The organism is Longicatena sp. (assembly GCF_982403165.1).
Genome location: NZ_CEVYEL010000031.1, coordinates 1 through 21040 on the forward strand (window position 1 = coordinate 1; position 21040 = coordinate 21040).

Genomic DNA, 21040 nt, shown 5'->3' on the forward strand with positions numbered 1-21040 from the left:
ATCCTAAGATACAAACTCATATTCAATCAATCAAAGATGCTAAGATAAAACAATCGATGTATACAATTGAGGACTACTTCCAAAAAATGATGGATATAGCATATTCTGATGTAACGGATTATCTTGAATTTGGGCAAGAAGAAACGCTTGTCATGTCAATGTATGGACCGATAAAAATAGAAAACTCTAATGGAGATAAAGAACTGTTAAAAGAAAAAAAGAACTTCGTTAGACTAAGAGAATCATGCGAAGTAGACGGAACACTTATCCAAGAAGTAAAACAAGGAAAAGAAGGTGTATCCGTGAAACTCATCAGCAAAGAATTTGCACTTAAGTGGTTAGACAAGCATTACAGTGATGCTACAGATATGCAAAAAGCACAGCTTGATAAATTAAGGGCGCAGACTAAGAAGTTGGAAGCGGAAACACAAGAGGATGAAGAAATCGAAGATGATGGATTCCTGGATGCAATCAAAAACGCAGAAGTAGGCGGATGGAATGATGAAGAAATCTAAGTCAGTTTTTAATTTTAAGCCGTTTTCCACTAAGCAACTAAAGGTATTGAAATGGTGGATTGATCCACGAACAAAAGATAAAGACGGTGTAATTGCAGATGGCGCTATCAGATCAGGAAAGACTCTTGTTATGTCGTTGTCTTACGTTATATGGGCAATGGAAACATTCAGCAATCAAAACTTTGGGATGTGTGGTAAAACAATAGGATCTTTCAGACGTAATGTATTGACATTACTTAAATTGATGTTGCGTAGTAGAGGTTATAAGGTAAAAGACCATAGAGCAGACAACCTTGTTGTAGTCAGCAAAAATGGAGTAGAAAACAATTTCTATATTTTCGGGGGTAAGGACGAATCCTCACAAGACCTGATCCAAGGTATCACACTTGCAGGATGCTTCTTTGATGAGGTGGCACTGATGCCGGAATCTTTTGTCAACCAGGCAACAGGACGATGTAGTGTTGACGGATCTAAGTTTTGGTTTAACTGTAACCCTGCTGGACCATATCACTGGTTTAAGACAAATTGGATAGATAAGCGCAAAGATAAACAACTTATCTATCTGCATTTTACCATGGACGACAATCTAAGCCTGTCAGAGCGTATCAAAGAGCGTTACAGGTCAATGTATAGTGGAGTGTTCTATAGTCGCTACATTCTTGGTAAATGGACGGTTGCAGAAGGTATTATCTATGATATGTTCGATAAAACAAAACACGTTATAGATAAGATCACAGATGCAATATTATCAAAATATTACGTAAGTTGTGATTACGGTACGCAGAATGCGACCGTTTTTCTTTTGTGGCAGAAAAAAGCCATGGGAGATTGGGTATGCATAAAAGAGTATTACTATTCAGGACGAGAGGAAAGCCGGCAGAAAACAGACAGTGAATATGCTGATGATCTTGATGAATTTATTGGCGGTATTGAAATAGAAGGTATTATCCTAGATCCATCTGCCGCATCATTCAAAGCAGAACTGAAAAAGCGTGGTTATTACGTGAAGAAAGCAAAGAATGATGTTGAGAATGGTATTCGCTTTGTTGGATCGCTATTAAAACAAGGCAAGATAACTTTTATGGATTGCTGTGAAAACACCATAAAAGAATTTGCTAGTTATATATGGGATGAGAAAGCAGCAGAGCGAGGCGAAGATAAGCCAGTTAAGGAGCATGACCACGCAATGGATGCAGTGCGTTATTTTGCTTATACCATCATCCGTAAAGAGGTGAAATATAAATGAAGTTTTATAAAAGAATGAAAAGAGGTGTAAAAGCAGCTATGAGTGCGATCAGAGAACCTGATGATATACAGACAATGCTTTTAAGTAAGATAGATCTGTTTATCAGTAGTGAGCAAAGAAAACTTGCTTTAACCGGAGAAAGATATTATAAGGTTGATAACGAAATCTTGGAAAACAAGAAATATAAATATGATCCGAAAACAGGAAACAAAGTTGAGGATATCAGCCAGGCTAACAATCGATATGCTCACGCTCAATATAAAAATATGGTCGATGAAAAAGTTTCTTATACTCTATCAAAAGAATATACACTATCATGTGTAGATGAAACGTATTTGAAAAAAGTTCAAAAATTGCTCGGCAATAACTTTCCTTACAAGATGCTTAAACTTGGCTACGAAGCGTCTAATAAAGGATGTGGATGGCTGCACCCATACATTGATGAGAAAGGCGCTTTTAAAGTTATGACAGTACCTTTTGAGCGCTTTATTCCTGTATGGACAGACAATGATCACGAAGAACTTAAAGCCGGCATTTACTTCTATGATGAAGTTTATACTAAAAATGGCAAAGATAGAGTCAGAACTCACATTGAATATTGGACAAGCGAAGGTGTTACTTGTTATATCAGAGAAGATAAAGAAATATTTGTTGATTATAGTAACAACTTCGATGAAGCTGGTAACGCAGTTAGCCATTTTCTTGGTAAAGATGGGTGGTGTTCATGGGGGTCAGTACCTTTCATTCCATTCAAAAACAATTTCATTGAAATGCCTGATATCAAATTTGTTAAATCACTAATCGATGGATATGATAAATCACGCAGTGAGGCAGCAAACTATATTGATGATGTGCGAAACCTTATTTACATTATCAAAGGATATGGAAACTTGAGTGAGGATGAAATAAGAGAAAAGATTCGAAGCAGAGTATTAAAACTTGATGCCGATCCTGATGAAGGAGAAGGCGCAAGCACATTATCGCCTACAATGGATCTGACTGCAGTAATTGCACACTGTGAGCAACTTAAACGTGATATCACAGAGGCAGGCCAAGGTATTATGAAAGATCTTGATAAATATGGCAATTCGCCCTCTGGTGTAGCTCTGTCGTTTATGTATAGCCTGCTCGACTTAAAAGCAAGCGCTATGTGCACACAGTTTACATTTGGATTTAATAAACTTATGTATTTTGTTAATGTTTTTCTTGATGAGACCAAAGCGCCGGAAATAAACATCCAGTTTAACGTTAATATGAAAGTGAATGAATCAGAGAACCTTGACAACTGTCAGAAAGCAAAAAATTTAGGTTTGTCTGACGATACATGGCTTAGTAAATGCACATGGGTTGATGATGTGCAAAAAGAACTTGATTCACTGAAAGAAAATCAGCCATATAAAGATAAAGTGCCCATTGGTGGTGTAACAGATGAGTGATTATCGTAACAGCGAGTATTGGGAGAAACGTATTGCAAACGAAACATGGAAAACATATAACAATGTAGAGGAACAAAATCGCGATTTGCTAAAGATGTATGAAAAGACCTCTTCTAGTATCAAACGAGAGCTTTATTCACTGGCCGAAGCAGCAGAAGAACAAGGAGGCCTTACAAGAAGCCAACAGTATCGCTTCAATAAGTTGTTAGGTCAACAAGGTGTTATCTTTCAAGAGATAGAAAAACTTGGTGAATCAATTGAGAAAAGCCAAACATCTAGAATCTTGGATGCAGGTAAAAAGGTATATTCAAATGTAATGCATTCACTCAATATAAATGATTTCTCATATCCAAACAAAAAGCAAATGGAGCAGATGCTAAGGGCAAAATGGCATGGCTCTTTTTTTAGTGAAAGATTATGGAATGATATGGTAGCATTAGAACGCAATCTTAACGGTGTGATTAACAATTTTATAGCAACCGGTAAAACAGTTACTGAGGCAGCCGTGCAGCTTTCTAATGTTATGAATCGTTCTTTTAATGATGCGCATCGTCTTGTACGTACTGAAACGATCAACTACATGAATCGTAGTGCGCTGCGTGGATATAAAGATGCGGGCATCACTAAAGTACAGTGGTGGGCAGCTGAAGATGAAAGAACATGTGAAATATGCGGAGCAAACCACGGGAAAGAATACGATATTGAAAAAGCACCTATTTTGCCATGCCACCCAGGGTGTAGGTGCACATGGCTTCCGATAATTGAAGAAAACAAATCGCAAGAGTTATTAGAGTCAGAAAAAGCGGCTGTCGTTAAATATGTCGGGCCAGATGCTTATACTCTTAATGACAATTTGCGAAATGGTTATAGCCTAACCGAAGAAGAAAAGGATTGGATAAAACAATTAGACTCAGCACTTTCTAAAATGCCTACTATAAATGGAATAGTGAATCGTTCGTTGGCATTTATGTATAGGGAAGACAGAATTAAATTTATAGATATGCATAAACCAGGATCTGAAATTAACTACCACCAATATCTTTCTTCTTCAATAAACGAGGTGTATAATGAAGAGGCGGAAGTACAAATAATTATCCTTTCAAAAAATGGAAGGGATATACGTAGTTTCAATCCTAAAGAAAATGAAATACTGTTTATGAGGGAAACTAAGTTTATAGTAATACAAACAAAGAAAGTCGAAGACACTACTTATATTTATTTAGAGGAGGAGTAGTTATATGAAGAACAGTGACATTGAAGAGTATAACAAAATGAAATTATATGAACCTTTAAAACCGGAAGTAGTAGGGCATGTCGAACTGACAGATGATGATATAAAAATCGCTAAATATATGAGTAGTGAAGTGCATAAAAAACTGCTAGCTTCTGGTAAGATCACTCAAGAACAATTCGATGAATTAGAAAAAGATTAAGCACTCAAAATTGGGTGCTTTTTTAATTATGAAAACAAAAAGGAGGTATGTGCGTGAAAGACCCACCGACTTAAAGCATGAAAAATCATGCTTTTTATTTTGTCCTTGCGCAAGACGAGAAAAGGCAAGCATACCAGTGGATGCAACCCACGAGAAAAAAGCGAAGGTAACGGAGGAATTATGAAAAGAAAGTTTTTAGAAGATCTAGGACTAGAAAAAGAAACAATTGACAAAATCATCGATCAGAACAGTCAGGATATCGGCGCTTACAAGAAGAAAGCAGAAGAATTCGTAGACACAATTAAGCAGTTGCAGGAAGATGTTAAAACACGGGACAAACAACTAGAAGAATTAAAAAAGGCAGGATCAGTCGATGATCTCAAAAAACAGTTAGAAGATGCACAAGAAGCCAATAAAAAGGCGAAAGAAGAATATGATGCAAAACTGGCAGATATGAAATATGATGCCGCTATCGAAAAGGCACTTGCTGATGCCTTGCATCCTGATCTTATGGCTGTGAAAATCGACAAAAGCAAACTGAAATTGAAAGATGATGGTATTGAAGGTTTAGAAGAACAGGTGAAAACACTGAAAGAGACGTACAAAGATATGTTTAAACCAGCAAAAACCGGAAGATCACCTGAAAATCCAGAAGGTAAGCCAACCACCATCACAGTGGAACAATTTTCAAAAATGAATTATACAGAAAAAAACAAATTGTTCAATGAAAACAAAGAATTGTATGACCAATTAACAGGAGGTATTCAAAATGGCTAATGAAACTACAATGCTTAATAATTTAATCAATCCACAAGTAATGGCAGATATGATTTCTGCGAAACTAGAAACAAAATTATTATTTAAACCACTTGCAAAAGTGGACGACACGTTGGTAGGGGTTCCCGGTAATACGATTACCATTCCTAAGTATGCTTACATCGGCGATGCTGCTGAGGTTGCAGAAGGTGTAAAGATGGGAACGGCAAAATTACAAACATCTACTGGCACCTTCACAATTAAAAAAATCGGAAAATCTGTTTCAATTACAGATGAAGCTGTTTTATCCGGTTATGGAAATCCGATTGATGAAGCGGCAAAACAACTTGCAATGGCGATTGCATCTAAAATTGACGTAGATTGCGCCGATGCTTTACAGAAAGCTAAACTGGTACAAGATGAATCAGCACACATCATTGATTACGATGGTATAGTCAATGCAGTTGATTTGTTTAACGAGGAAGCACAGAGTTCTAAGGTACTGTTTATCCATTCCAAGCAGCTGACACAGATCCGTAAGAATCCGGATTTTCTGGATAAAAATAAATATCCCATGGATCTTATGATGACGGGGGCTATCGGTATGATTGGTGGTTGCGAAGTTGTTATTTCTAACCGCGTAAAGAAAACGGGAGATGTATATTTCAACCCTATTGTGAAACTGACAAATGACAGTGAAACAGAAGAAGATGCACCAGCACTGACAATCTTCATGAAGCGTAATATCATGGTTGAAAACACTCGTGATGCATTAGCTGGAACAAATACACCTTCAGCAAATGAACATTATGGCATAGCTCTAACGAATGAATCTAAAGTTGCAATCGTTAAATTCAAAGCAACAGAAGCTGCAAAAGAACAATTGGAATCTTAATTGATCCCTTTCTTTTAAAGAGGTTAGATTGTGGAAAAACAAGAGATTATGAAAAGAGTATTGCTGAAAATTAAAAGTAGACCTGATATAAGATGCATAAGTGAAAAATATTTAGCAGAAGTCATCGATGATGCTATTTATGATGTGTATAATTACATTAACGCAAGGTCCTTTAATGATTTATCAGATAATCTGATTACACCAATAAAGGACCTATGCATAATACGCATCAATTTAACAGGAGCTGAAGGAATCATGTCAAGTAGCAAGGCAGGTACCAGTGAAACCTATATTGATGATATTCCTAAAGCAGTTAAAGCCAAGTTAAGAAAGTACAGGCGGTTACCATGAGTGTTTTTACTGATTTTGTACCAGCTATATTACAGATAAATATCCAAGAACAAGGATTAAGTGGAGCTCCTAAAAAAACATGGATTGATGTAAGCGAAATAGAAGTATCAATATATGATAATGATGCTTTTAAATCTTCACAATCAGTTAAATACGAACAAAGCACTCACAATGGATGTACATTTTACAAGAATCTTGTTCCTGGAAAAGAATATCGCTTAATCGTTGGAATGGATAATTATGAAATAACGTCTTTTAATACATCAGGTCGTTTTACTACTTTACTTATGAAGAGGACATTATATGCCAAACAATGATGTGTTCGTGGCATCTTTAGAGAAGGCTTCATTGCAAATAATACAAGAACAAGCACAAAGGACGAGAAAGGCATGTTTGGTAATAGAAATAGCTGCAAAGAAAAATGTTCCTGTCGATATGGGGATTCTTAGAGCATCAATATCTAGTGATATTTCTGTCGATGCAATTTCTATAACAGGAAGAATATTCAGTAATCTCGATTATGCTCCGTATGTGCATCAAGGAACGGGCATTTATGCAAAGGATGGTAATGGAAGATTGATACCGTGGAGGTATTGTGTTCGTACTGGAAAGTATAAAGGATGGCATATCACACAGGGCCAGAGACCACAGCCATTTTTGGAAGATGCCAAGCTACAAAACATCAGCAAAATTGAAAGGGTGTTAGTAGGAAATGATTTTTGAACATGCAATGAGATGTTTATTAGAAGATATAACCGAATTGAAAGCGACCCCACTTTTTTCGCTTGGACCATATCCCGCTATTGCTTATCGATGTACACCACTATCGGGTGGACATGTAAAACAGAATCAATTGGAAATACGTATATTGGGTGATAACTATGACGAACTTTTGGTTATAAAACAGAAATTGTTAGAAAAATTAGATCATGAGGAAGATGCCTCGTATCAGCATGCTGGAGATATCTATTATCACAGCGAACTTGCCGGTGGTGGGGATCTGTTTAATGATCAGATTCAAATGTGGGAGTGTACATCCCTTTTTATAATGACATGGAGGTGTAAATAAATGTCAGAAAAAGATGAAATTATTTTTGGTGCTGGTGAATTATATTTGAATGAATTTACTGGTAATACGATACCTGAGGACGAGGAGATAGAGACACCAGACTTCAACGTAGGTCACTGTTCTGGTGGCTTCTCAGTAGATTACAAGCCTGAAAAGTACAATGTAGAAAATCAATATGGTAAAATAGTACGATCATATGTCATCAAAGAAGAAATCGTTGCTCAGACTGGAATCTTATCGTGGGACCTTAATAAGCTAGCTTTATTATCTACAGCTAAAATAAGCGTGGATAAAGAAAATAAAAAAAAGATTTTAGAATTTGGTGGATCCAATCCAACTATTAAGACGGTGTTGCTACGCTTTGTGCACACGAAAGAAAATGGTAAAAAGTTAAGATTTACCATGATTGGCCAGGGTGGTAACGGATTCGCTATTGAATTTACAACCAAAGAATTGACTGTTGACGCACAGATCACAGCGATCGAGTATATTAAAGGATTCTTAGCTCGCATTGATGAAGAACTGACAGACGACGAAGTGTCTGCTTTGCCTGAATCGACAAAGGAAGGTGCATAAGATGTTGGACATCAGTGAATACCTAGAGCGCACAGCAGAGATTAAGCTGCCAGGAATGACATTACATATCTACGAACCTACACACAGCATGTATATAGATGCGCTAAAAGCAGAAGAAAATACAGATGTAAATGATTTTATCGACAGCCAATTGAAAACGGTAGTAGCCATGCTTAACCGTAACAAAGAGGAAATCAAGGTCAAGGAATCAGAAATTGGAAACTTACCACGATCTTTTGTGGTGGCGGTTTATCGCTCTATGATGGAGCTATGCAGTAAATCATTGAATGACCCAAACTAGCACTCCCGCTCCCTACTGATAAACGTGTTTGTAATGCGGTGTTTGCAAAATATTATCAAATCGAGGAGTGGGAGAAATCTTATGAATCATGCACCGGAGAATTAAAGGCCATAGTTGACTATACCGGCTTGTCTATCGACACAGTCATACAGTTACCTATCAGCCTTTTTCTTTTATTCCGCAAAGATGCATGGATATTCAGTCAAAATAGTTCGGAAGAAGGCCGGAAAATGATGAAAGACTTCTGGCGCTTACAACAAACGAAAGCAGATTTAAAAGCAGTACGCGAATTTAAGAATCGAGGTGGTAAGTGATGAGTAATGGTGCAATAAAATTAGCTCCTTTAATGGCCGAAATCAAGGTTGATATTGCCAGTTTCAAGTCTGATATGAGCAAAATAAAAGCAGAAGCGATATCCCGCGCAAATGAAGTGTCTAAACAAATGGAGCGCACAATCAAAGTCGGCAATCAAATGTCAAATGTCGGTGGCAAGTTAACAAAATCTCTCACACTTCCGCTCGCCGGTGCTGGTGTCGCCGCCGCAAAAATGGCGGTCGATTATGAATCATCATTTGCCAAGGTATCTACATTACTGGATAAAAATGTAGTCGATTATGATAAATATAAAAACGACATTTTAGACGCTTCCAGTAAGTCTAAAGTAGCGGTAGGGGAATTTTCTGAAGCTGTATATGGAAGTATTTCTGCTGGTGTTGACCAAACTAAAGCAATAAAATTTACAACCGACGCCATGAAACTTGCGAAAGGCGGATTTACAGATGGAGCTAAAGCGGTTGACGTAATGACAACAGCAATCAATGGTTATGGGATGAAAGCTGAAGATGCCACAAAGATATCCGATATGCTAATCACCACACAAAACTTAGGTAAAACAACAGTAGATGAACTGGCATCAAGCATGGGCGCTGTCATACCCGTTGCATCAAGTGTTAATTATGGTATGGATGAATTATCGGCATCCTACGCGCAATTGACTAAAAACGGTATCGCTACCGCCGAATCAGGAACATATTTAAAATCAATGCTGTCCGAACTCGGCAAGTCAGGTTCAATTACTGATAAGGCGTTACGTGAACTTACAGGCAAAGGTTTTGCGGACTTAAAGAAAGAAGGTAAATCCACATCCTCTATTTTAAGACTTTTGAATAAAGATGCAGAGAAAAACGGTAAAACTCTGAAAGATATGTTTGGGTCTGTTGAAGCAGGTTCAGCAGCACTTGTATTGGCCAAAAGAAACGGTAAAGAGTACGACGAGATGTTATCTGCAATGAAAAAGTCAGCAGGCGCAACGCAAGAAGCCTTTGATAAGATGGACGCAGCACCAGCTGAACAGTTAAAAGGGGCATTGAATGAATTAAAGAATGAAGCAATCAAATTAGGTGCTAAAGCAATACCAATAATTACAGAAGGAGCAAGAGTAATATCGAAATTGGTAGAAGGATTTGGTAGCCTTTCCCCTGAGATGCAAAGCGGTATAGTTAAATTTGGACTATTTGCCGCTGCCGCTGGGCCAGTTTTAAAGATTGGCGGAAGTTTAGTGAGTACTTATGGTAAACTTAAGCCAATTCTTTCTGGCACAGGTTCACTATTAAAAAAAGGTGTCCCATTATTGGGAAAACTCGGTGCTTCACTTGCGTCGCACGCTGGTATTATCGGTAAGGTTGGTAGCTCTTTATCAAAGATAGCACCCGCTGCCGGGACAGCAACAACAGCTTTATCAAGCGTTGCTAGTGGAGCGGCAGGAACCGGAACCGCTGTTACTGCAGCAGCCAGTGGCGTAGGAGGACTATTGTCAAGCCTTGGTGGTATTGCTGTTGCCGCAGCTCCTTGGGTTGCTGGTGCTGCCGCTATAGGTGCTGCTGGGTATGGCATCTATAAAACTTTAAATAAAGATGTCATACCAGAAGTAGATATATTCAAATCCAAGACAACTGCCGCTTTAGATGAAGCAACAGGGAAATGGACTATGTCTACAGTAAAAATTTCAGAAGAAACAAAAAAACAAGTGCAATCTTATATGGATCTGTCTGATAAAGCACAGCAGGAAACGCTGAACATGTTTACTGGTGTTACGAAAATTACTGATAGTAATACCGGAAAGATTGCAAAAAAAGTAGATATGATGGCTGAAAGTATAATAACATCTAGCAAAAAACAGAGAGATGCAACTGTAAAAGAATATGAAAGTGCTCTTGAGTCCGTGGGCATATCAGTTGATGGGCAGGCTGCAAAAGTAATAAAAGCTACTAAAGAAGAATGTGATGAAAGAGTTAAAAAAGTGAAAAAAACAAAAGAAAAATTAGTTAAGCTTTATAAAGAAATTGCAAAGAATGGCAATGAGGTAACAGGTGATCAAAAAAAGAAAATCGATCAACTTTATGACGAAATGAAGGGGCATGCTATTGAAGCTATGTCACAAAACAAAGCTGAGCAAGAAACTATTCTTTATAACTTAAACAATAGTTCTGAACGTATAACGGCCGATATGGCGAGCAAAGCAATAAAACAAATGAACAAAATTAGAGATAAAAGCGTCAAGGCAGCTCAAGAAGAACATGATGAGGTAATTGCCACGGCTATGAAGATGAAGGACAGTAAGGTAGAAGGGGCGGAAGAAACTGCAAAAGCTATGATGGATGCTGCAGATAAAGAGTTGGAAGCTGCTAAAAAATCAGCAGAAGATATACGAAGCGAAGGCATAAATAAGTTAATGTCGGCCAACGAGGAACTCGCTGATAAAATTGATATCACATCAGGCAATATTGTAAATTATTGGGATAAGATGTTTGGCAAGTGGGATCGTTGGGATCCAAGGGATAAGATATGCACCGTCACGACAGAATATGTCGATCGCCATAGGACCTCATATTCGCCATCATATAGCGGGAAGGGTGGTAATTCTGCTATGTTTGCAGCAAATGGTTATGATTACATACCATTTGATGGTTATAATGCCAGATTGCATAAGGGGGAACGTGTACTCACGAAAGCAGAAAACGAAGAATATACAAAAGAACAATCTAAGTATTCCACAAAAGATGGCATAACATTGAATGTAAACAGCCCTAAGCACTTAAGTCCAAGTGAAACTGCTGAACGCATTAAGATAGCGATGCAAGAAATGGCTTTGATGGTGTAGGAGGTAAAGTTGAATGGAAGTGATATTGTCTAATGGCAAAAACGAAGTAAAGCTTGGTGAAACAGTACCTTATGTATTACAAAATTTTGAAACATCAGTGGATATTGAAAATTATGAAACAAAAGGAATCAATCAAGATGGAGCGAGAAAAGATGGAAGCACATTAAATCCTCGCTCCATATCTATAGAACTCACTATTGCTGCATGTACGCATGAAGAGCTCATAGATCTTAAAAGAAAGATCACTGCTGTATGTAGTCCGAAAAAAGAAATTACATTAAGGTATGTCGACATAAACATTAGAGAAATAATAGCAACACCATTAAAGATGCCTTATTTTTCAGAGATACATAAAAATGCAAGTAAATGCCTGTTGTATTTCAAATGTTATGATCCTTACTGGTCTGATGTATTACAGATTAAAAATGATATCGCAAAATGGTTTGACGCTTTTATATTCCCTTGTGAGTTTTTGCAAGAAGGTATAGAGCTTGGCTATAGAGATCCTATTAAGATAGTAAACGTTAGAAACGATGGTGATCATAAATGTGATATGTTTATAAAAATTTTAGCAAAAGGTAATGTTGAGAGACCTAAAATTATGAATGTAGATACAGGAGAATATATTGCATTAAATATGGTGATGCATGAAGGCGAAATCATTGAAATTAGGACAGAGTATGGCAATAAAAGCATAACCAGCATTATAAATGGGCAAAGAAAAAGCATTTGGTCAAAGAAAGATTACAGATCAGTTTTTTTCTCACTTTACCCTGGTGACAATCCTATCAAATATGATGCGGATGATAACATCAACAATATGGATGTGACCATATATTACAAAGAGCGTTATCTGGAGGTTTAAAATGCTAATAGAGATTATAGACAAAAACCTTAAGCCAATCGGATCAATCGAAGAAATATCTTCTCTGCAATGGAAAAGAAGATTCGTAGAATGTGGCGGATTTGAATTGCATGTACCATTAAATGCTAAACATTTATCATTACTGGAAAAAGATAACTATATCGTTATACGTCATAATGATGAAGCCGGTATCATCATGTATAAAGAACTAACACAAGATGCCGATGGGAAAGAAGAGGTTACTGTCAAAGGGAAGATGTCAAAAGGGCTATTGCACAGAAGGATCATATGGGGTACGGAATACATGAATGGTTACGCAGGTGACGCTATACAAGCAATGATTGAACATCACTGTATACATCCTATAGATAGTAGAAGGATAATCCCTGGAATTATATGCGACATAGAAGAAAAAGGTAGAAAAGTATTGCTGCAAGCATCCTATTCCAATGTCATGGAAGAATGCGAAAATATATGCTTGCTTGGCAATATCGGTTATTCTTTGAAATATGATATCGAAAACAATATTTTTAGAGTTGTTACAAGAACTGGAATAGATAGAACAGTAGCACAAAATGTTAATGACCATATCGTTTTTTCAGACGAGTATGAAAACGTTAATGACCAATCTTATATTTATTCCATCATGGACCATGCGAATGTTGTCTTGACCGGTGGTGTAGGAGAAGGTAAGGATAGAATCTTGGAATCTATGGGCAATCTGGAAGGAGTAGACCGTATTGAGATTTTTAATGATCAAAGAGGTTTATCTAAAAGTAAGGAAGATACTGATGAAGAGTATACAGAAGAAGAGTATCGTGAGTTGCTGAAATCAAGTTGTGAAACTGTTTTAAACGAACATCCAGTGATTGAAACGTTTAAATTTAAAAATGCGGATATGTGTAATTTCAAATACCTTGTTGATTACGATATAGGTGATTATGTTACATGCATGAAAAACAACTGGAATGTAATGATGAATACACAAATACTAGGTGCCGATGAAATCTATGAAAAGTCAGGCAAAAGAGTTGATCTCATCATTGGTACAGAATTACCAACCTTGATGAAGGTGATAAAGAAGAGGTGATTAGATTGGAAAAATCAATGTTTTTTAATTCAGTGAGTCGCGACCGTTTATATAATGCTGATGATTTTTGTTTATATTTTGCATCATTATTTGATACAGGTGTATTAGAAAGAGATGATGGTTCATTGTCTGTCAGTGCATCATCCGGTATGCAAATCGTCATAAGCAAAGGATATGCGTTTATCGATGGACACATGTATGTTAATACCGAAGAAAAACCTATAACATTGGCTAATGCCGATGGACTTTATAAGAGGATTGACAGTGTTGTTTTGCGATTAAGCAAATCTGATAGAAACATGACTATTGTTATCAAAAAAGGAGATAACTCTGGGAACCCTGTAGTGCCTCCATTAGTACGTGACGGTGATACCTATGAACTACAAATTTGCTATATTAAAGTAGACAACGGCATCACACAATTAACGCAGTCCATGATCGTAGATACAAGGGATGATGCAAATGTTTGTGGATATGTAAGGAATAATGCAGATGAAGGGGAAAAATTAAAAAAACAGATTGAACAGATAAAAACAGATAATCCTGTATTTGCATCATATCAAAATGCCTTGGTAAAATTTTGGTTGGATAAGTCAAAAAAGAACAAAGCTTACATAGCTGCTGAAGACATTAAAACAGATGCGGATAAAACCTTAAATACGATAATAGAAAACGATTTAGTTAAGTTTAATGACCGTACGGTGGATCTTTCAGCTGGTACGGATCTGTCCAACTTCATGACCACAGCTAAAGATTTTACAAATTATCGTAAACCTATAAATACAAACATATTGAATGGCATACCTAACAGTGATGCTTCAATGTGTTTTTATATTAAAATGCGAACCACGGTATTGGGATACCGTAGTAGTGATAAAACAACATGGATTGCCGGATATACCAATGGCACACTAAGTAAATTTGAAACATTTATAACACATGAGCAAATAACCGCTTCTACAACTATATCAGAGCAAGGTAAATATATAGCAGATGCCTATGCTATCAAAGCGCTTACCGATGATCTACAAAAATGTAGTAATGATATGGTAACAAAAAAATTTCCTGGCAGTATAGACTTTGTTGAGTTAACAAATATTGAGCAATGGGCGCGTACTACAGAGCATTATACATTTTATCGTAAAGCTAACAACATCAAGGTGACAAACGGTATACCTGATAGTGATGGTGTTACTTGCTTTTATGTACGTATGGGGTCGTATGTGCTGTGCAATAGAGCAAGCGACAATTCGTTTTGGTTCGCCGGTTTTTTTAACGATGCATTAACGGGATGGGTTGAATTAACATCAAGAACAGTTAAAAAAGAATTGTTGGAATCTTGTGTCAAATACGAAAGCAATCCAGGACAAGAACTTACTGCCGGCATAAAATTAGCAACATTTATACAAACAGCAAAAAACTATACGGTATACCATAAGGCTAAGGGTGTAACTATCGGTGATGACTTACCTAACAGTACCGGAAACAATTGCTACTTTATTAAATTTGGTGTTTTTGTGCTTGGATATAGCACAAACGGACATACCTATGTAGCACAAGCATTAAATAACACATTGACGCCGTGGGCAGAATTACCAGATGGCAACAATGAAATGTCACAGATTGCACTTGATAAGAGCGGAGACGGACAGCTATATATGCTCAAAGTATTACGCAATGGATCTCAAGTAATGATCTTGATGACCGAATCAGATGGTACTGTAAGATTCGCAATGTTTAACGGTACGCAATATGTATCATCTCCGTTGATACTACACAGAGATGGAACAGTGGAAGTTGGAGGAACACTAAAGCCAAGCAAGCTAGAAACAAACAATGGTGATATAAAAAACGCAAATGTTGATGTTTTGAACACTAGATCTGCTTTATTTAAGGGTACAGGAGACGGTCAAGTAGCTTTACAAAATTTGTATCGCAACGACAAGATCCAAATGATCGCTTTCAGTGAGGCTGACGGGAGCATACGTTTCGCTATGTATGATGGCACAAATTACGTATCAACTCCCATTAGGATGTATCGTGATGGACATGTCGATATCGGCAACATCAACACAGATAACGGATCCATTGATACATTGACAGTCAAGTTGCTTAACGGCAACAATCCTAACACTTATTTTGCTAAGGCTAGTCAATTAGATAGTTTCAGCAAAGTTAAATACACAAAAATTACCACAAATCCTGCTAATAAAAATTACATCGGACTAAGCAGGGCGGCAAATACCTTCTTTGTGCCTTTATTTGTTAGCGGCGCTAACGATACCATAGAAAAAGTACAAACCACAGACACCGTTGTAAGGGTGTTTTTAGGAGCTACTGTTAATGCCAACGTAACACTGCATTATCTCATAGTATACTTATAGGAGGAAATATGAAATATTACATTTTAAAGCATAAAAGCGGGTTAGTAGATGGTGAATTTCTGAACGGTATTGTTGATGAGAAACCTATCTTAACCATAAATAGTAAAGAAGTGTTTGATCCTAATTACATAGAGGTTGAGATGGAAGAAAGCGACGACCTTTACATCAATCAGATCTTATATAAAGTAAAAGATGGGAAGATCATGAAAATGACAGCCAAAGAGCTTGCGTCTGTTTATCCAAACTTGTACAACGATCCACAACCATCAGAGCTTGAACTGTTAGGACAAATGGCGACCGATGCAGAGTTGGAACGTATGGAGCTTGGGCAACGTATGACGGACATTGAGCAAATGGTGTTGGAAGGAGGTGCGTATAATGTTTGATCGTATTAAAGCTAACTATTTGCGTAATTGGGTAACGGATGCACAATTGGATCGTTATGTAGTGCTAGGAGCAATCACTGAAAAACAAGCTGCTGAAATTCGCAAGGCACGAAGCGAGGTAAGTTAAGATGCATTGTATGGATGGCAACAATATACACATGATCCGTGGCGATACGATAAGACTGGACATAGAAATCACTACTGCCGATGGGAATCCTTATATTTTAAAAGATGGCGACAAATTACTGTTCACTGTTAAGAAAAATGTGTTTGATAAAGATGTCATCATACAAAAGAAGATCACATCAGGAACAATTGTCATAGATCATCAGGATACAGCCGACCTTGAATATCGGTCATATGTTTACGATGTACAGCTAACTCTTGCGAACGGTGATATTTGCACGGTCATACCACCAAGCGAGTTATTTGTCGGATATGAGGTGACATTTGATGGCTAAGCTAAAAGGAACTTTACAAATACAAAGAACATTGCAAGGAAGGGTAATCAGTCATGATATTAGATCTTATGATGAGCTGCAAGATAAGCCAAGTATAAACGGTGTTGTTTTAGCAGGAAATAAATCAGATGAGGACCTAGGACTTATGCAGGTCATGGAAGAGGTAACAAATACAGAAATCGAAGAGATGTTTAGGAGGTAACTAATGGGACATTTCGTAAGTAAAGAATCGCTTCTTTATTTTAAACAAAAACTAGATACAATATTCGCAAAAAAAGAAGAAATACCGGTTAATTTTAGTCAGTTGAATGACGATGTAGGATATGCAAAAAAGACGGACATAATCAAAAAGGTGAGCTTACTTGAAAATGATAGCCGCTATCAGACGGCATCTGATGTTGAAACGACGATAAGTGGGAAAGGCTATCAAACTGCCGAACAGGTAAATAATGCTATCATTAGCAAGGGATACCAAACATCAGCTAATGTTCAATCGTCTATCAATGCAGCTTTGGCTGATATAACAGGCATTGATTTTAAGGTTGTATCATCGCTGCCTTCCACTGGTGTAAAAGGTACGATATATATGCTATCTAATTCGGGATCCGGTAATAATGTCTATGATGAGTATATTTATCTAACTGATGCTAAAAAGTACGAAAAGATCGGTACTACGGATGTAGACTTATCTAATTATTATAATACAAGTAATTTTACTGCTGTCACAAACAGCGAAATAGACAGTTTATTTTAGGTGATGCAATATGGCAAAATATGTAAGTTTGTCATCACTATCAAGATTTAAGTCTAGGTTGTTGGATATGCTAAAAGGACAGTTTAATCAAAATCGTATCGAATTGACCAACTCGTCTTATTATCCAATAACAATTGGTTATCGGAGTGGACAGGTAGTATATTTAAAATGCTCTGGTACGTTGACAAAAGATGTACCGGCAAATGCCGGTTATGTAGTTGCATTATCAATGCCGGCAGAATATTGCCCTAATGTTGATATTACTGCATATCCCAATATATCTTATACCGGTAAAAACATCAAGATAGACATATCAACGACCGGAAGAGTGGTGTTTGTAACACCGGAAAAATTACCGGCAGGATTTGGACTAAATATGCATTTTACATATATGACTGGCAAATCAAATTTTTAGGAGATGATCCTGATATCTCGTTTCTAAGGGTGTACGTCAACACCCTTTTCATTATGCTAAGAAAGCAGGAAAGAGTGAGGTTATGAAACATATGGATAAAGTATTCAACTCTGCCGTAGCTGTTATAGCTACGGCATTCACATTTTTATTTGGTGATTGGGATATAGCTATTATCGTATTGATTGGATTTATGGTGTTAGATTATGTTACGGGGGTATTGGTCGCTTATATCAATAAAAAGATATCAAGCGAAATTGGTCTAAAAGGACTAACAAAGAAATTTATGATCATTTTAATTTTAATCGGAGCGGTCATGCTTGACCGTCTGATGAATAACGGTACCTGGATGTTTAGAACATTGGTATGTTATTTCTATATTGCAAATGAAGGAATTAGTTTGCTAGAAAATGCTGGTAATTTGGGCTTGCCTATTCCTGATAAGTTAAAAGAAGCTTTAGAACAATTACAGAATAAGGAAAGTGAGGAATAGTATGAAAATCAATGTACATGGCGGACACAATAAACTCACACCAGGGGCACATAACTTGTTGGACGAGCTAACAGAGGACCGCAAAGTCAAGGCTAAAGTAATCAATTTACTTAGAGTTGCAGGGCATACAGTGTATGATTGCACGGATGACAAAGGTAAGACTGAGGATGATAACCTCGTAAACATTGTTAAAAAATGCAATGCACATGAGGTTAATGTCGATGCATCCATCCACTTAAACTGTGGACGTAATGATAAAAAAGGTGACGGCAATACCGGAGGTGTTGAAGTGATTATTTATGATAAATCAGCAAGCTCTCCAGTAGCTGCGGCTGAGCGTGTTGCAGCTAATATTTCAAAGGCCTTAGGTATCCGTAACCGTGGAGTAAAAGTCAACCCTAATCTTTATGCATTAAGATATACTAATGCACCAGCAATGTTGATCGAGTGCTGCTTTGTGGATGATAAGGACGATGTAAAACGCTGGGATGCAGATAAATGTGCTAAAGCAATCGCAGAAGGTATTATGGGCAAAAAAATTGAGGAAAAGAAAACGTCTAATGTTATTGCTGTTGTAGAGTATATGACAGAAAAAGGGGTAAAGTGCTACCTTAATGTATACTCAAAAGACAAACTTACTAAGTGCAGTGGCCATGGTAGATATAATCAAACTCTAACCATTGGCACAGATGGTGCACGCAATTGTTTCTTAAGCTATAAAAACGGAGAAGCGTGTGGAAAAAGTCATTGCAAAAAACCTAAAGGCACGTTATTACACGTGCGAAATGTAAAAGATCTTAAATAGTAATTATCCCTACTTCTCTTAACTGAGAGGTAGGGATTTTTTTTGTCAAGAAAATGAAAATAATATGATATTTTTATGATTATGTATTAAAAATATTTTTAATTTTTGTCATCGATAAAATCGCGCAATATCGACATTATTAATCGATATAAACTAAGTATAGTTTAGATGGTCTTTGCCTTTTAACGCAGGGGGAAAACAGAATGATCATAGAAACAAAAAATTTAACAAAAGAAATAACAGATATCTTGCAGGATTTTGGTATGCCGGCTCATATTAGGGGATTTTATTACGTTAGAGATGCCATTATATTAGTTTATAAAGATATTACAAGATTAAATCATATCATAAAAGATGTATATACGATAATAGCAAGACAGCATCATACATCATCGCAAAGTGTAGAGCGTACGATTCGTGTTGCCATTGAAATTACATGGTTGCGTGGTGATATGGATGAGATTATGTGCATCTTTCACAATACGGTTGATGGTCGTAAAGCGCGCCCAACAAACAAGGAGTTCATAGCTCTTATCGTGGACTACTTGAATATCAAACATATGTAAAACATCAAAAGGCAAGGACCATTTACAATATTTACCATTATATTAATCACTCATTGTAATGTATCATCAAATCGAAAGGATGATATACAAATGAGAAAAATTAATAAGGATACAGTATGGGAGATTTTGATAGAAAATGAATTGGTAACGTTATTTCAGGGATGTGAAAAATTATCGAAGGTAATTGAAATTTTAGAATTATGTGAGCAAGAATTCCCCGATATACACACTATAATGTTAAAAGATAGATTTGAAACATTGTATGCAGATGTTAACGAAATCCGTTTTACGAAAGGATTCAAAATCTATTATAATGAATTTCTATACGGCATAATTAAAGAAGAAGTTATATATCTGATCGGTGAAGATAATATGTGTGTTGCATCGTTTCTCATAGTAAAAAAACAGCCATAGTTACAAAAATGTGACTATGGCTTTCCCCTGCAACCCTACCGCACGCTCTTTATGTAAAAATACTATCACATAAAATTAAATGTAAGTGAATGTAAATGAAAAATAGCATTTTATCGCGATTTTGGAAATAAAACATAAAAATCGCAAAAAATGACACTCTTTTGTGTAAATATTCACAACCATATTTTACCAGTGAATTGTTTAGGAAATTATTGTAAAATATTAAGGCAGTTAAAAAAATAACTGTATATTGCCTGCTAAAAACCTTACTTGCACGCTCTAACAAGTAAAGGTAGGCGACTATATGAATATAATTATGGAAAAAAGAATTATTAAATCTATATCTATTAAAGAAACGGCAGAAATATTACATATACACGAGCGAGATTATATATACATCGAAAATAATTTTAACGATGTTAACGCTTATTTGTGTAAAAAAATTTGCGATGTATTGAAATTAGATTTCAATACTTTATAGTAGCAAAAGCAGGCAATATTATATGATAAGAAATATATGAAAGATATAAAACAAATATATAATCTAACAATAGTCTAACAAAAACGTTAAAAACTATTATATTTAAAAGGAATAGCTATACACATAGCGTATGCAGAGTTATACAGATTATGCAGTTTTTCTCTTGTTTAAAAAAGAAATACGGCACTTTT

28 protein-coding genes are annotated in these 21040 nt (G+C 36.5%); all 28 read left to right on the forward strand.

The features are described 5' to 3' along the window. A partial coding sequence (locus AC1VS3_RS08015; protein WP_481275581.1) for a terminase small subunit occupies positions 1-515 on the forward strand: 515 nt, incomplete at its 5' end. Then, complete coding sequence (locus AC1VS3_RS08020) at positions 502-1761, forward strand: PBSX family phage terminase large subunit (RefSeq protein WP_017144512.1); 1260 nt, start codon at positions 502-504, stop codon at positions 1759-1761. The genes AC1VS3_RS08015 and AC1VS3_RS08020, both read left to right, overlap by 14 nt. Further along, positions 1758-3197 (forward strand): phage portal protein, encoded by a 1440-nt coding sequence (locus AC1VS3_RS08025; RefSeq protein ID WP_008690836.1) that lies wholly within the window; start codon positions 1758-1760, stop codon positions 3195-3197. The genes AC1VS3_RS08020 and AC1VS3_RS08025 overlap by 4 nt, the downstream gene beginning before the upstream one ends. Continuing rightward, a complete protein-coding gene (locus AC1VS3_RS08030; protein WP_008690837.1) occupies positions 3190-4431 on the forward strand; it encodes a minor capsid protein in 1242 nt (413 codons plus the stop codon). Before AC1VS3_RS08025 ends, AC1VS3_RS08030 begins: the two co-directional genes overlap by 8 nt. A 4-nt stretch (positions 4432-4435) precedes the next feature. Continuing rightward, positions 4436-4630 carry a hypothetical protein gene (locus AC1VS3_RS08035; RefSeq protein WP_008690842.1) on the forward strand — a complete coding sequence of 65 codons (195 nt, stop codon included), beginning with the start codon at positions 4436-4438 and terminating at the stop codon, positions 4628-4630. Between the two features lie 180 nt (positions 4631-4810). Continuing rightward, positions 4811-5407 (forward strand): phage scaffolding protein, encoded by a 597-nt coding sequence (locus AC1VS3_RS08040; RefSeq protein ID WP_008690850.1) that lies wholly within the window; start codon positions 4811-4813, stop codon positions 5405-5407. Next, on the forward strand, positions 5400-6281 hold the full coding sequence (locus AC1VS3_RS08045; RefSeq protein WP_008690851.1) for a N4-gp56 family major capsid protein: 882 nt from the start codon (positions 5400-5402) through the stop codon (positions 6279-6281). Before AC1VS3_RS08040 ends, AC1VS3_RS08045 begins: the two co-directional genes overlap by 8 nt. 30 nt (positions 6282-6311) lie before the next feature. After that, positions 6312-6632 (forward strand): phage head-tail connector protein, encoded by a 321-nt coding sequence (locus tag AC1VS3_RS08050; RefSeq protein ID WP_008690852.1) that lies wholly within the window; start codon positions 6312-6314, stop codon positions 6630-6632. Then, entirely contained in the window at positions 6629-6949 is a 321-nt protein-coding gene (locus AC1VS3_RS08055) for a hypothetical protein (protein WP_008690853.1), read from the forward strand. The genes AC1VS3_RS08050 and AC1VS3_RS08055 overlap by 4 nt, the downstream gene beginning before the upstream one ends. Beyond that, entirely contained in the window at positions 6936-7355 is a 420-nt protein-coding gene (locus AC1VS3_RS08060; RefSeq protein ID WP_008690854.1) for an HK97 gp10 family phage protein, read from the forward strand. Before AC1VS3_RS08055 ends, AC1VS3_RS08060 begins: the two co-directional genes overlap by 14 nt. Before the next feature lie 7 nt (positions 7356-7362). Beyond that, positions 7363-7701 (forward strand): hypothetical protein, encoded by a 339-nt coding sequence (locus AC1VS3_RS08065; protein WP_481275582.1) that lies wholly within the window; start codon positions 7363-7365, stop codon positions 7699-7701. Beyond that, the gene (locus tag AC1VS3_RS08070; protein WP_008690857.1) at positions 7702-8277 is read left to right on the forward strand and encodes a hypothetical protein; all 576 of its coding nucleotides are present in this window, start codon (positions 7702-7704) and stop codon (positions 8275-8277) included. Position 8278: 1 nt separating this feature from the next. Then, positions 8279-8578, forward strand: a complete 300-nt coding sequence (locus AC1VS3_RS08075; RefSeq protein WP_481275583.1) for a hypothetical protein — start codon at positions 8279-8281, stop codon at positions 8576-8578. Positions 8579-8616: 38 nt separating this feature from the next. Further along, positions 8617-8892 carry a hypothetical protein gene (locus AC1VS3_RS08080; protein ID WP_017144514.1) on the forward strand — a complete coding sequence of 92 codons (276 nt, stop codon included), beginning with the start codon at positions 8617-8619 and terminating at the stop codon, positions 8890-8892. After that, entirely contained in the window at positions 8892-11738 is a 2847-nt protein-coding gene (locus AC1VS3_RS08085) for a phage tail tape measure protein (protein ID WP_008690861.1), read from the forward strand. The genes AC1VS3_RS08080 and AC1VS3_RS08085 overlap by 1 nt, the downstream gene beginning before the upstream one ends. Before the next feature lie 13 nt (positions 11739-11751). After that, positions 11752-12603: a phage tail family protein gene (locus tag AC1VS3_RS08090; RefSeq protein WP_008690862.1), complete on the forward strand. Its 852-nt coding sequence runs from the start codon at positions 11752-11754 to the stop codon at positions 12601-12603. Position 12604: 1 nt separating this feature from the next. Next, a complete protein-coding gene (locus tag AC1VS3_RS08095; protein WP_008690863.1) occupies positions 12605-13693 on the forward strand; it encodes a siphovirus ReqiPepy6 Gp37-like family protein in 1089 nt (362 codons plus the stop codon). 5 nt (positions 13694-13698) lie between these two features. Next, entirely contained in the window at positions 13699-16077 is a 2379-nt protein-coding gene (locus tag AC1VS3_RS08100) for a hypothetical protein (protein WP_017144515.1), read from the forward strand. An 8-nt stretch (positions 16078-16085) separates the two neighbouring features. After that, positions 16086-16463, forward strand: a complete 378-nt coding sequence (locus AC1VS3_RS08105) for a hypothetical protein (RefSeq protein WP_008690865.1) — start codon at positions 16086-16088, stop codon at positions 16461-16463. Then, complete coding sequence (locus AC1VS3_RS08110; protein ID WP_008690866.1) at positions 16456-16590, forward strand: XkdX family protein; 135 nt, start codon at positions 16456-16458, stop codon at positions 16588-16590. The genes AC1VS3_RS08105 and AC1VS3_RS08110 overlap by 8 nt, the downstream gene beginning before the upstream one ends. Before the next feature lies 1 nt (position 16591). Next, positions 16592-16924, forward strand: coding sequence for a hypothetical protein (locus AC1VS3_RS08115; RefSeq protein WP_008690869.1), 333 nt, complete (start codon positions 16592-16594; stop codon positions 16922-16924). Beyond that, on the forward strand, positions 16917-17126 hold the full coding sequence (locus AC1VS3_RS08120) for a hypothetical protein (RefSeq protein ID WP_008690871.1): 210 nt from the start codon (positions 16917-16919) through the stop codon (positions 17124-17126). Before AC1VS3_RS08115 ends, AC1VS3_RS08120 begins: the two co-directional genes overlap by 8 nt. A gap of 3 nt (positions 17127-17129) precedes the next feature. Next, positions 17130-17678, forward strand: a complete 549-nt coding sequence (locus tag AC1VS3_RS08125) for a hypothetical protein (protein WP_008690873.1) — start codon at positions 17130-17132, stop codon at positions 17676-17678. A gap of 67 nt (positions 17679-17745) precedes the next feature. After that, positions 17746-18093, forward strand: a complete 348-nt coding sequence (locus AC1VS3_RS08130; protein ID WP_318250234.1) for a hypothetical protein — start codon at positions 17746-17748, stop codon at positions 18091-18093. 82 nt (positions 18094-18175) lie between these two features. Continuing rightward, positions 18176-18583, forward strand: a complete 408-nt coding sequence (locus tag AC1VS3_RS08135; RefSeq protein WP_017144516.1) for a phage holin family protein — start codon at positions 18176-18178, stop codon at positions 18581-18583. A 1-nt stretch (position 18584) separates the two neighbouring features. Continuing rightward, positions 18585-19388: an N-acetylmuramoyl-L-alanine amidase gene (locus tag AC1VS3_RS08140; protein ID WP_008686844.1), complete on the forward strand. Its 804-nt coding sequence runs from the start codon at positions 18585-18587 to the stop codon at positions 19386-19388. Positions 19389-19591: 203 nt separating this feature from the next. Beyond that, a complete protein-coding gene (locus tag AC1VS3_RS08145; RefSeq protein ID WP_008686846.1) occupies positions 19592-19954 on the forward strand; it encodes a sporulation initiation factor Spo0A C-terminal domain-containing protein in 363 nt (120 codons plus the stop codon). Between the two features lie 90 nt (positions 19955-20044). Then, entirely contained in the window at positions 20045-20368 is a 324-nt protein-coding gene (locus tag AC1VS3_RS08150) for a hypothetical protein (RefSeq protein ID WP_008690876.1), read from the forward strand. The last annotated feature ends 672 nt before the right edge of the window (positions 20369-21040 follow it).